Below are 11666 nucleotides of genomic sequence, written 5' to 3'. Positions count from 1 at the left end.
GTGACGGCCGGGATGGTGACGGCCGGGATGGTGACGGCCGGGATGGTGACGGCCGGGATGGTGGTGGAGGTGGCAGCCACGGGGGCAGCGGCGGCGGTGGGGCGACGGGCGCCGGCGGCCGGTGTGCGGAAGGGCAGCACGGGCGCGCGCGACGGGTCCGCGGGTGCTCTGGAGGGAACGGACGGTGACAGCGTGTCCTGGGCGGGGATCACCGCGGGCACGGCCACCGGCGTCGGATGCTCTCCGGCGACGGTGCCGTCCCCGCCCGGGGATGCGGAGGTGTTCATGGTGTCGTTACCCCGGTGAGGCTCACGTACCGGCCGAGTGCGGTCAGAGGGAAGACCAGCCGGTACAGGTTGTAGTTCAGGGAGAAGTCCCCGGGGAAGCCGGTGCCGGTGAAGTGGGGCTCGTCCCAGGTGCCGTCCGGACGCTGGGTCTCGCACAGCCACCGAACCCCGCGTTTGACCGCGAGGCTGTGCGGGTCGACGGCGAGCAGGGCGAGCAGGGCCCAGGCGGTCTGTGACGCGGTGAGCGCGCCACGTCCGATCCAGGCCGGGTCGGTGTAGGAGCGCAGGTCCTCACCCCAGCCGCCCTCGGGAGCCTGGTGTTCGAGCAGCCAGCGCACCGATGCCGTGATCGCCGGGTGGTCGGTCGGCACACCGGCGCCGATGAGCGCCGGCACGACCGCACCGGTGCCGTACACGTGGTTGACGCCCCACCGGCCGAACCAGGAACCGCCCGGCTCCTGGTTGTCCAGCAGCCACTGCACCGCCCGCTGGGTGATCGGGTGATCGGAGCGGCCCAGGTCGGCGAGCATCTCGACCAGGTGGGCGGTGACGTCCGCCGACGGTGGGTCGACGACCTCACCGAAGTCGCAGAACGGGATCTTCATCGCGAGCATCTGGACGTTGTCGGCGTCGAAGGCACCCCAGGCGCCGTTGGACGAGCGCATCCCGACGCTCCAGTCGACCCCGCGGGCGGCGGCGGCGCGGATCGCGGCGGCGAGCGCCGGATCGGCATCCTCCACCGTGTTCGGCCGGCTACCGAAAGCCCCGGCACCGCCGTGTGAACCGGCCCGGCCGGCGCCGGTGACCGAGGCGTGTCCGTCACCGAGCAGGCGGCGCAGCGCCAGGACGACTTCGGCGGTGTCGTCGACGTCCGGGTAGAAGTCGTTGTCGAACTCGAACGCCCAGCCGCCGGGGGCGAGTTCGGGGCGGCGCACCGCCCAGTCGCCGGCGACCCGGACCTCCTCGTCCACCAGCCATCTGCCGGCTTTCACCATCGCCGGATGGTTACCGGGGACGCCGGCGTCGGAGAGCGCGACGACGGCGAGCGCGGTGTCCCACACCGGTGACTGGCAGGCCTCGATCTGGCGGGCCGGGCCCTCGGGGGTGTCCCGGCGGATCACGTAGCGGTCCATGCCACGGAACGCGGCGGCGATCACCGGGTGGTTGAGCGGGTAGCCCATCAGGTGCAGGGCCATCACCGAGTACACCCAGGGCGGCTGGATGCCGCCCCAGCAGCCGTCGGCCTCCTGGCGGGCGACGACCCACTCGGCGGCCCGGCGCAGCGCCAGGCTGCGCAGCAGCTTGATCGGCCGACGCTCGTAGCGGTGCAGCAGCTTGTCGAGCCGCTCGAAGGCTCCCTCCCAGCTGCGCAGGGGCGCCCGCTTGCGGGGCGGCGCCGCCACCTTGAGCTCATCGATGTCGAAGCCGAGGTCATGCGCCGGGCGCAGGGAACCGACGATCGTGAGCGCGACGATCGTCTGGCGCGCCCAGCAGGCGAAGTCGTAGACGTTCAGCGGCAGCCAGGACGGCGCCAGGATCAGCTCCGGCGGGATCACCGGCACGTCGTCCCAGGACCACTGGCCCAGCGCCGCCAGCCAGATCCGGGTGAACACCCGGGAGGCGGCGATGCCGCCCTGCTCCCGGACGAGTTCGGCGGCCCGCGCCATGTGCGGCGCGTCGACCGCGTCCCCGGCCAGTCGCAGCGCGATGTAGGCCTCGACAGTGGTCGACAGGTCCGCCGGGCCACCGTAGAAGGTGGCCCAGCTGCCGTCGGGCTGCTGCTGGGAGCGGATCCAGCGGGCGGTCTGCTCGGTCTCCTCGGCGCCACGGATGCCGAGGAACTGCTTCATGAACAGGTCCTCGGCGTCCATCGTGACGTTGGTCTCGAGGTTGCCCTTCCACCATCCCTCGTCCGCCTGGAGGGCGAGGAGATGGTCACGGGCTCGCTGCGTCGCGACCTGGGCGCTGGCCGTGACGGCGAGGTGCGCGGCGACCGGCGCGGTCACCGCACCCGACGCGTCCGGTGGGCTGGTCGGCGCCGCCGCCTCCTCGGTCAGCGGCGGCGACGACCGGGAGATCCCATAGGCCTCGGCGGTGGCGGGCACCGGGATGGCGGGCCGCTTCGGAGTCTCCTGCGCGGACGGAGCAGCCGGGGACGGGTCCGAAGTCAGGCTCATCGACGACTCCCCTCGTCGTACGGGCGATGGTCAAACAGGCGATCGTCGGGGTGATCGCCGACCGCGTGAGCGCCGGTGCGCACCTGCGGCCTCCTAGCTATCGCGCTCGGTCACGAAACGGGCGAGGGCGAGCAGCTCGGCCTCGACCTGCGCCGGCATCGACAGCGAGCGCAGAACGCTCTCGCAGGCCTTGAGCTGCCGGTCGGCCTCGGCGGTGGTCCATTCCCGGCCACCGGCCCGCTCGACGAGTTCGGCGATGTGCCTCAGTTCCGCCTCGGTGGACTCACCCGACGCGGTCAGGAAGGCGCGCAGTTCGTCGGCGGCGGCTCCGCCGGCCTCCAGCGCCACGACCACCGGCACCGACTTCTTGCGCGAACGCAGGTCGGAGAGCACCGGCTTGCCGGTGACGGCCGGGTCGCCCCAGATGCCGAGCAGGTCGTCGATGAGCTGGAAGGCGGTGCCCAGGCGCGAACCGTACTCGGCCAGGCCGTCGACCATCTCGTCGCCGGCCCCGGCGAGCACGGCGCCCAGCGACGCCGAGCAGGCCAGCAGCGCGCCGGTCTTGCCGTCTTCCATCTGCAGCGTGTCCGCGACCGTCACGTCGGTGCGGCTTTCGAACATCAGGTCCTCGGCCTGGCCGCGGACCAGGTCCTGGACACCGGCGCTGAGGATCAGCGCGGCCCGGCGCGCCGGGTCGCCCTCGACCTCGAGCAGGATCTGCACGGCGAGCCCGAGCAGGGCGTCGCCGGCCAGGATCGCACCGTCGGCCCCGAAGACCGTCCACGCCGTCGCGCGGTGGCGGCGCTCGCGGTCGCCGTCCATCAGGTCGTCGTGCAGCAGCGAGAAGTCGTGCACGAGCTCGACGGCGCAGGCGGCTGGCAGGCCCACCTCCGGCGGCGCGCCCGCAGCCTCGGCCGACAGCAGTGCCAACGCCGGACGGACGAGCTTGCCGCCCGAGCCGGTCAGTGGCTTGTTCTCGGCGTCGACCCAGCCGCGGTGGTAGGCGACAACGTGGCGAAGACGCGGGTTCAGGCGGTCCACCACGGCGCGCAGCGCCGGGACGGTGAGGGTCCTCCCCCGCTCGATCGCATCCGGAACCGTCATGGTCATACCGGGAATCCCCCTGTGGATGAGTGCTCCTGCTGGCCGGTGGTCACCGGTCCGACAGCCGCCGTGGAACCGGCGGCTGTCGCGTTCGCTCCCCGTGGATCCGGAAAATCCGACGAATCCGATGGTTCTGGTCTGTCCGGCAGGTCGTCTGACGCCTGCCGTGGCTCCACCGCGAGCCCGCCCCGCGCCGCCGACGCCGCTGGCCCAGCCGACACCGCTGGCCCAGCCGACACGGCCGACACAGCCGGTGCGGCTGGCACGGCTGGCACGGCTGGCGCGGCCGAGGGCCGCTCGGCCAGGTCGGCCAGGTCCCCCACGACTACCCCCATGCCCGCCAGGCTCTCACGGGCCGCAGCGACTCCGCTACGCACGGCCGATTCCATGGTCGCCGGCCAGCCGGTGTCGGTGTAGGTGCCGGCCAGGGCAAAGTGCGCCAGGCCGGTCGACGCGCCCGGGCGCAACGCGAGCGAACCGGGCACCTGTCGGAAGGTCGCTGTACGCTCCCGGGTCACGAAGACCTCGATCGGCTCGGCGGCCCGCGCGGCCGGGAACAGCCGCGCCATCTCCTCGGTGAACAGCGTCGCGACGTCGCCGGCCGGCATGTTGATCCACGGCTCGGCGGCCGACTGAGACAGCGCCAGGTACTGTGCTCCGGGCGGCCCGGAGGCGGCCAGGCCCGAGGAGATCGTCCGGTCGAAGATCCACTGGATCGGCGAGTCGACGACCGCGAGGAACGGGCCCTCGATCACCTGACGCGGGTAGATCATGTGCACGTTGATGATCGGCGAGTCGCCGAGCGCGTGCAGCCGCCGCGCGTCGACGGTGGCGCCGTCGGGCAGCAGCCCCGCGGCCGCCGGCGCCGGGGTGGCGAGCACCACCGCGTCGGCGTACAGCGAACCGGACGGGTCCGCCCCGGGCACGGCCTCACCCCGGCTGGTACCGCCGGCGGTCACCGCGACCCGCCAGCCCGCGCCGTCCGCGGTGACCGAGCGCACCTTCACACCGGTGCGCACGTCCGCGCCGACCGCGGTCAGGGCCGCCAGCGCCGCGTCACCGTGCAGGCGCGACAGCGGCACCTCCGCCCAGCCGATGTCGCCGGCGTCGGCGGCCTCCAGCAGGCCGGTGCGCACCACCTTGGCGGCCAGGCCCAGCGAGGCCTCGTCCGCGGGCAGGTTCAGCGTCGCCACGGTCAGCAGCTCCCACAGCGCGCTGGTCGCCGCCGGGCCCTGACCGTGGCTGGCGAGCCAGGCTCCGAACGAACCGCTGTCCACCCGCGGGGAGCGTTCGTCGAGCCGGCCGAGCTGGAACGCCGCGAGCCCGGCCCGGATCCGTTCGGCCAGCGGAAGCGCCTTGTAGCCCAGCAGCGCCGGCGCGAGATGCAGCGGCGCGGGCAGGCGCACACTGGTGCGGCGCAGCCGGGTGCGGGTCTGGGTCGCACCGAGCAGCACCGGGACGTCCAACCGGGGCTGCAGGGTGGTCAGGTGGGTCACGCCGAGGCGGGCGATCAGCCCGCGGTAGGCGGTGCAGCAGCGCATGAACACGTGCTGACCGGTGTCGATCCACAGCTCGCCGCGGCGAAACGACGTCGTCGCCCCGCCGAGGCGCGGCCGGGCCTCGAGCATCGTCACCCGGGCGCCGGCGTCGGCGGCGACCAGCGCCGCGGCCATCCCGGCCAGGCCCCCGCCGATGACGACCAGGTGCGGCTGACCGTCCGTCCCGGCGGCGCTCATGCGGCGCTCGTCTCGGGGCGTCCGGCGAGGCTACGGGCGGCGACGACGGCCTTCTGCCAGCTGGGCAGCGCCAGCCTGCTCTCCAGCACGGCGGCCGGCTCGTTCTTGATCCGACGGTTGAGCCGCAGGTAGATGCCGGCCATCGCACCGCAGCAGGCGGCGCTACGCCGGTCGAGCAGGTCGAGCAGCACCATGCCGCGGTCGTACCAGTCCTCGGCCCGCTGCGCGGCGAAACGCAGGTAGCCCAGCAGCGCCACCTCGGGTCCGCCCAGACGGCCGCTGGCGTCCACGGTGAGGTCGACGCCGAAGTCCTCGAGTTCGCGGGCGGGCAGGTAGATCCGACCGCCGAGCAGGTCCTCGCGGACGTCACGCAGGATGTTGGTCTGCTGCAGCGCCACCCCGAGCGCGTCGGCGACCGCCGGGGCGTCGCGCACGGACGCGGCCTGTTCGGTGCCGAAGATGCCCAGCGACAGCCGTCCGATGGTGCCGGCGACCAGCCGGCAGTAGCCGACCATGTCGTCGAAGGTCTCGTACGTCGAGCCGTGGACGTCGCTCTCGACACCGTCGGCGAGCTCGATGAACGCCTCCAACGGGATCGGGAAGCGGCGGGCGGCGTCGGCCAGCGCGACGTAGACCGGGTCGGTGGAGCTGTTCTCCCCGAGGTCGTTCACCTCGGCCCGCACCTCGGCGAGACCGGCGAGCTTCTCGGCGTCGGGCAGGTCACCGTCGCCGATGTCGTCGAGGCGGCGCGACAGGGCGTAGACGGCGGACAGCGCGCCACGCTTGTCCGGCGGCAGCAACCGGATGCCGTAGGAGAAGTTACGAGCCGCCTCGCGGGTCAGCGCCTCACAGGACGCGTACGCCTCGACGACGGTCGGCCGGCCGACCAGGCGCGGGAACTCGGCGCTCATCGGCCGCCACCCGCCACACCGGAGCGTCCCGCCACAGCGGAGCCGCCGACCGAGCCGCCGGCGGGGTCGCCGGTCGCCGGTGGTCGGGCGGGCAGGCCGCCGGCGCTGGTGGCGCTGGCCACCGCGGCGGCGGTGCTGGCCGCGGCACCCGAACCGCGGGCGGCCGAGCGGGCCAGGGCGAGGGCGATGGCAGCGGCCATCCGCGGCTTCGCCGCCTTCGGCGTGCCGCTGAGCACGTCGTAGTCGGCCCGCCGGATCGCGTCGAGCGCGGACCGGCCGCCACCGACGAAACCGGCCAGGGCCAGGCGCAGGCGACCCGGCACCATCGAGACCAGCGGCGCGCCCGCGTCGATCACGGCGCGGGCGCGGGTGACCTCGAAGGCCATCAGGTGCCGCACCGCCGGACCGGCGCTGGGTGCGCGCAGGTCGTCCTCGGTCACCCCGAAGGCGTCCAGGTCCTCCAGCGGGAGGTAGATCCGCCCGGCGGCGAGGTCCTCGGCGACGTCCTGCCAGTGTTCGACCAGCTGGAGCGCGGTACAGACCCGGTCGGAGAGCAGCACCCGGTCGGGGGTGGCCAGACCGAACACGCCGAGCACCATCCGGCCGACCGGGTCGGCCGACAGGGTGCAGTAACGCACCAGGTCGTCGAAGGTCTCATACCGGGTGACCAGCTGGTCCTGCCGGTTGGCCTCGACCAGCCGCTCGAACGGCTCGGCCGGCAGGTCGCAGGCCCGCACGGTCGGGGCGAGCCGGCGCAGTACGGGCAGTTCCGGCTCACCGCCGGCCCAGATCACCGCGAGGTCGACGTCGAGCCGGTCCAGCAGCGCCAACCGGTCGCCGTCGGCCTCGTCACCGAGGTTGTCGACGAAGCGGCAGTAGGCGTACAACGCGTTGAAGTGGGTGCGCACGGCGGCCGGCAGGACGATCGGTGCGACCGGGAAGTTCTCCGCCGGCGCGGCGAGCAGCAGCTGGTCGGCGGAGGTGGTCAGCCCGGTCGTGCGCGGTGGCCCGGTTGGGGCGTCGATAGCGGTCATACGCCTCTCCTTCGATGACGGTCCGCACTCCGGGCGCGGTGTGCCGGATCGGGACTGCGCGAACGCCGTAACCGGCGCCGCGACTCGGACTATCGAGGGTCAGCGCCGATAGTCGACCAGGTGGTCAGCCGGGACGGGTCGCGTCCGCCGGGCGGCCGGGGCGGAACGGATCATCCGAACACCCCGGCCAGCCCCCGGTACACCGACGGCACAGCGTCGTGGATACGCACCGCGCCACGCAGCCAGGCCGGCGTCCAGACCTCGGCGCGCCCCCTGCCGGTGGCGACGAGCATCCGCTCCGCGACAAGTGCGGGCGGGATCGGCCGCGGCCAGCGACGCACGTAGGGCGCCCCACGCCGTTGGAAGAACGGCGTGTCCACCACACCTGGGATGCACAGTGTCACCGTGATGCCGCGTCGCCCGACCTCGGCCCGCAACGCGTCGGTGAAGCCCACCATCGCCGCCTTGGTGGCGGAGTAGGCGACCTCACCGCGCACGCCGAGCGAGCCGGCGATGCTGCCGACGATCAGAATGCGGCCGTGGCCCCGGTCGAGCATGGCCGGTAGCATGGCCCTGACCAGCGCCATTGGCGACAGGACGTTGACCGCGACGAGCTGTGCGATCGCGTCGGGCGACATCGTGTCGAACGGGCCGGCCGCGCCGAGCCCGGCCGAGCACACCACCAGATCGATGTCTCCAAGCAGTTCCGTGGCCCGGGAGGCCACATTGATCTCGGCTCCTGGGACAGCCAGGTCGACCGCGATGCGGTGACTCTCCGTAGCAGCAGCGACTTCGTCCAGGGCGGCGCCGTTGCGTCCGACGAGCAGCGAGCGGCAGCCACCGGCGGCCAGCAGCAGCGCGGCCTCGCGACCGATGCCACTCGAGGCGCCGGTGACGACCGCCGTGCGCGGCGGCCAGGCTGGCATGGTCGCGCCCGTGCGCGCGACCCGGTTGGCGAGAACGGTCAACCCTCCGTCACGGAAAGCAGGCCGGGACCGTGTGCTCATGACACACCACTTCCGGTCGTTCCTTTCACGCAGTTCTCCCCCGCGGGCACTGGTTGCACGTCACCTACTACTTTCCCCACTCATCTCGCCCCGCGTCGCGAGGTGGTGCGATCGCGCGAACTCGTCCGCCGGATCGGCGCGATGGCCCCGGGCACAGGACCTGACCGACCGGAACAGCTACTCGATATCAACTGTCGAACTGCGGACCACGGTGCATCGGCAGCGCCGCGCGAGCGCGTCCACCGCCTCCTCCATTCCACCGTCCGATCGCCGGATCGTCCATGGTCAGATGGGCGACATCGGGTGGGTGGAACCCCGTGGGTGGCTCCGCACTCCCTATCACACTCCCTGTCGGGCGATGCCCCTCCGGTCAGGGAGGTGACTCCCGTCAACGCCGGGCGAGTGACCCGTTTGACGGACCCATGATGGTTTCGGGATCTTCCGGGTAACCGGACGACCACTTCATGGGCGGACGATTACGGTGATTTCTCACCACATTGTGGGGGGCGGATTCACACACCGACCCGGATGGGGACTCCCCGGCACTCGACCGGCCCAAACGGGCTGCACAGCCCCGTGGCCGCAGTGGGCGACGACCCTCCGCCGCCCCGGCCCGAACGGGCCCGACGACGCCAACCAACCGGGAACCAGGCGCATTCGGCACACCTCCCGCGCCGCGGTGAACAGGTCGACACCGCGGACAGGACGACCCGGTCGGGCATCGTCTCAGCGCTGATCCATCCTCCACACGACAACACCCTACCGGCACTCACAAAGAGGTTCGAAAGCGACGATTTACCGAACATCGCGGACGAGCCTTCGGCCGGCATATCCGGCCACTCGTGATATCCGACACATCGCCTCTCTTCATGTCCGCCGATGGTCCAGATGTGGCGAACACTACGACGACACCGGCACGTTCGTTGGTCATACCAGGAGGGGGACCCCCGATCGGATACCCAGTCGATCCACCCGATTACCGATAACCGGGGATGATCGGGTCGTCCGACCATCCGGCGGAGGCCCTACCCCGGGTGGTTACCCGGATGGTTACCCGGATGGTTTCCGGTCCGCCGATCACCGGGATCCGGCTTTCGGTCGCGGCCGAATCCCGGCCTACCCGCGGGGCCGGACAACCACCGGGGCCTCGCTGCCCAGCGCGGCCAGTGCGGCGGCCACGATCTCCCGCCGCTCCTCGCTGGTGACCAGGCACGACGAGGCGATCGAGGCGGCCGGCGCGGCCGGGCCGGTCGCCGTGACCGAGCAGGCCACGGCGGTGGCCCGTTCCAGGGCGCGGCCCATGATGCCGGCCTTCAGCGCTCCGATCGCGCAGCGGGCCCGCAGCAGCCGTGCCTCCGACGGGTCCGGACCGGCCAGGACCCGCACGAGCATGCGCTGCAGCGAGAGCATGTCCTGCTCGCCGATCCGCCGGTGGATGATCGAGGGATCGTCCGCCAGTAACAGCAGCATCCCGCCCGCACTGGCCATCACCTCGGCGATCCGCTCGATCACCAGGTCGGGGCTCGGCGATGGCGTCTGGCGCGTCAGCTCCGCCAGCCGCCCGAGGTCCTGCACGAACGGTTCGAGCAACGCGTCGAGGATGGTCTCCTTCGACGGAAAGTGGTAGTAAAGCGCCGCCTTGGTCACACCGAGTCGCTCGGAGATGTCCCGCACCGACGTTCCGGCGTAGCCCTGCTCGCTGAACAGGGCGGCGGCGGCGGCGAGGATGCGCGACCGGGTATCTCCCGAGGACCGGGAGGACTGTGGTGACCGCGCGGACTGTGGTGACTGCGCGGGCTTGGCCAGGGGGCGCACCTGTGCGGGCATGGTGGTGCTCACTCTCCGATCCAGTACGCCCAGATGTTGCCGTCATCCCCAACCTACCGATCGATCGGTAAGTCTGTGCGTCCGGATCGGCCGATCGCCACCGAGGTGCCGCCGGCCAGCTTCGCTAGCGCGACCGAGGGTTCACTCGACGCCGCCGCGGATGAGGCGGGCGGTCTCCTGCGCTATCCGACTCAGCGACTCCTGCGGCAGGTCACGCTCCGCGGTGGACGCGCTGATCCGCGGCCCCGGCCGCAGACCGAGGTAGGCGGCGGCCGCCAGAACAGCGCCGAGCAGCGGCGCGACGACGAACAGCCACAGCTGACCCACCGCCCAGCCGCCGACGAACACGGCCGGCCCGAGCGAACGGGCCGGGTTCACCGACGTTCCGTCCATCGGGATGCTGATCAGATGGCACAGGGTGAGCACCAGGCCGATCGCGAGGCCCGCGAACCCGAAGGGCGCCCTGACATCGGTCGCCCCCAGCACGGTGAACACCAGCAGCGCGGTGAGCAGCACCTCGACGAGGAAGACACCGCCGAGGCCGAAGCCGCCCGGTGAGTGGGCGCCGTAGCCGTTGGCGCCGAGTCCCCTGGTCCCGGCCGAGTAGCCGAACGGACCCGAGTCGGCGAGCAGCCACACCGTGGCCGCCGCGATGATGCCGCCGACGCACTGGGCGACCACGTAGCCGACCGCGTGCCGAGGCTGGATCTTGCGGCACAACAACAGACCCAGGGTCACCGCCGGGTTCACGTGCGCGCCCGAGATCGGACCGATCACATAGACGATCACCAGCAACGCCAGCCCGAAGGCCAAGGCGATCCCGAGGGTGCCCATCACGTCGCCGGCCAGCACCGCCGTTCCCACACCCCCGAAGACCAGGACGAACGTTCCGATTCCTTCGGCCAGGTACCTACGCACGTGGCCTCCCCCCTACACCGGGACGCGCCACGAGCCGTGGCCGGACCGCGGGACGCGTCCACCTTGATAACTACGGGTCCTGAAATGGTTCCACAGAGTCCCGAAGTTCGCCGGGTGACCAGCCTGGGCGGCGACGGAGCGTGCCCGTCGGTGCTCAGCGCGCTCGGGAGGTGACCGCGCCGTCCGTGCTGGCGGGACGCTCGGCGCCGTACTCGAGGTAGCCGGCCCGCCGCGAGGTGCCGCGCAGCCGGGCGGCGGCGGTGACCCGTCGGGCGTGCAGCGGGGGTAGCAGCGCACCCACCTCGTCGATCGGCACGAAGGCGAAGTTGACGAGTTCGTCCATGTCCAACTGGATGCGCTCGCGCCAGTCATCGGTGAGCCGCCCGCCGTCGAAGACGAACAGCAGCATCTCGCCCTCGAGCCAGCCGTCGTGTGGGCGCGGCGCCCAGTCGACGGCCAGCAGCTCGCCGATCGGCGGGGTGATGCCGAGTTCCTCCTCCACCTCACGCACGCAGGCCGCGTACGGCGACTCACCGGGTTCGACGAAGCCCCCGGGAATGTCCCAACCGGGTTTGTAGGACGGCTCGACCAGCAGGACCCGCTGCTGGTCATCGAAGAACAGGGCACCGGCCGCCGCGAAGGGCCGCGCCATCGGCGGGAAGGTC

9 protein-coding genes and 1 pseudogene are annotated in these 11666 nt (G+C 72.3%); all 10 read right to left on the bottom strand.

The window, feature by feature from the left end:
- A pseudogene (locus tag G6R24_RS12960) lies at nucleotides 1-287 on the bottom strand (hypothetical protein); the annotation flags it as partial.
- Entirely contained in the window at nucleotides 284-2464 is a 2181-nt protein-coding gene (locus G6R24_RS12955) for a terpene cyclase/mutase family protein (RefSeq protein ID WP_163549507.1), read from the bottom strand. The pseudogene G6R24_RS12960 and the gene G6R24_RS12955, both read right to left, overlap by 4 nt.
- A gap of 93 nt (nucleotides 2465-2557) precedes the next feature.
- Nucleotides 2558-3574 (bottom strand): polyprenyl synthetase family protein, encoded by a 1017-nt coding sequence (locus G6R24_RS12950; RefSeq protein ID WP_163549506.1) that lies wholly within the window; start codon nucleotides 3572-3574, stop codon nucleotides 2558-2560.
- The gene (gene hpnE, locus G6R24_RS12945) at nucleotides 3571-5304 is read right to left on the bottom strand and encodes a hydroxysqualene dehydroxylase HpnE (RefSeq protein WP_163549505.1); all 1734 of its coding nucleotides are present in this window, start codon (nucleotides 5302-5304) and stop codon (nucleotides 3571-3573) included. Before hpnE ends, G6R24_RS12950 begins: the two co-directional genes overlap by 4 nt.
- On the bottom strand, nucleotides 5301-6215 hold the full coding sequence (hpnD, locus tag G6R24_RS12940; RefSeq protein ID WP_163549504.1) for a presqualene diphosphate synthase HpnD: 915 nt from the start codon (nucleotides 6213-6215) through the stop codon (nucleotides 5301-5303). Before hpnD ends, hpnE begins: the two co-directional genes overlap by 4 nt.
- Entirely contained in the window at nucleotides 6212-7249 is a 1038-nt protein-coding gene (hpnC, locus tag G6R24_RS12935) for a squalene synthase HpnC (RefSeq protein WP_163549503.1), read from the bottom strand. The genes hpnD and hpnC overlap by 4 nt, the downstream gene beginning before the upstream one ends.
- A gap of 170 nt (nucleotides 7250-7419) precedes the next feature.
- Nucleotides 7420-8256, bottom strand: coding sequence for an SDR family NAD(P)-dependent oxidoreductase (locus tag G6R24_RS12930; RefSeq protein WP_163549502.1), 837 nt, complete (start codon nucleotides 8254-8256; stop codon nucleotides 7420-7422).
- A 1116-nt stretch (nucleotides 8257-9372) separates the two neighbouring features.
- Nucleotides 9373-10095 carry a TetR/AcrR family transcriptional regulator gene (locus G6R24_RS12925; protein WP_225438469.1) on the bottom strand — a complete coding sequence of 241 codons (723 nt, stop codon included), beginning with the start codon at nucleotides 10093-10095 and terminating at the stop codon, nucleotides 9373-9375.
- A 129-nt stretch (nucleotides 10096-10224) separates the two neighbouring features.
- Nucleotides 10225-11001, bottom strand: a complete 777-nt coding sequence (locus G6R24_RS12920; RefSeq protein ID WP_163549501.1) for an MIP family channel protein — start codon at nucleotides 10999-11001, stop codon at nucleotides 10225-10227.
- 154 nt (nucleotides 11002-11155) lie between these two features.
- On the bottom strand, nucleotides 11156-11653 hold the full coding sequence (locus G6R24_RS12915) for an NUDIX domain-containing protein (RefSeq protein WP_175084408.1): 498 nt from the start codon (nucleotides 11651-11653) through the stop codon (nucleotides 11156-11158).
- Nucleotides 11654-11666 lie beyond the last annotated feature (13 nt).

Origin of the sequence: Candidatus Frankia nodulisporulans (genome assembly GCF_902806475.1) — a bacterium.
In the GTDB taxonomy this organism is placed as follows: domain Bacteria; phylum Actinomycetota; class Actinomycetes; order Frankiales; family Frankiaceae; genus Frankia; species Frankia umida.
Note: the sequence above shows the minus strand (reverse complement) of the source record. Positions and strands in the feature narration are given on the sequence as shown.

What these genes read in the sequence shown, in the direction of transcription:
- hpnC (WP_163549503.1), bottom strand. Translation starts at nt 7,249, where the DNA reads ATGACCGCTATCGACGCCCCAACCGGGCCACCGCGCACGACCGGGCTG.
- G6R24_RS12950 (WP_163549506.1), bottom strand. Translation starts at nt 3,574, where the DNA reads ATGACCATGACGGTTCCGGATGCGATCGAGCGGGGGAGGACCCTCACC.
- hpnD (WP_163549504.1), bottom strand. Translation starts at nt 6,215, where the DNA reads ATGAGCGCCGAGTTCCCGCGCCTGGTCGGCCGGCCGACCGTCGTCGAG.
- hpnE (WP_163549505.1), bottom strand. Translation starts at nt 5,304, where the DNA reads ATGAGCGCCGCCGGGACGGACGGTCAGCCGCACCTGGTCGTCATCGGC.
- G6R24_RS12915 (WP_175084408.1), bottom strand. Translation starts at nt 11,653, where the DNA reads ATGGCGCGGCCCTTCGCGGCGGCCGGTGCCCTGTTCTTCGATGACCAG.
- G6R24_RS12955 (WP_163549507.1), bottom strand. Translation starts at nt 2,464, where the DNA reads ATGAGCCTGACTTCGGACCCGTCCCCGGCTGCTCCGTCCGCGCAGGAG.
- G6R24_RS12930 (WP_163549502.1), bottom strand. Translation starts at nt 8,256, where the DNA reads ATGAGCACACGGTCCCGGCCTGCTTTCCGTGACGGAGGGTTGACCGTT.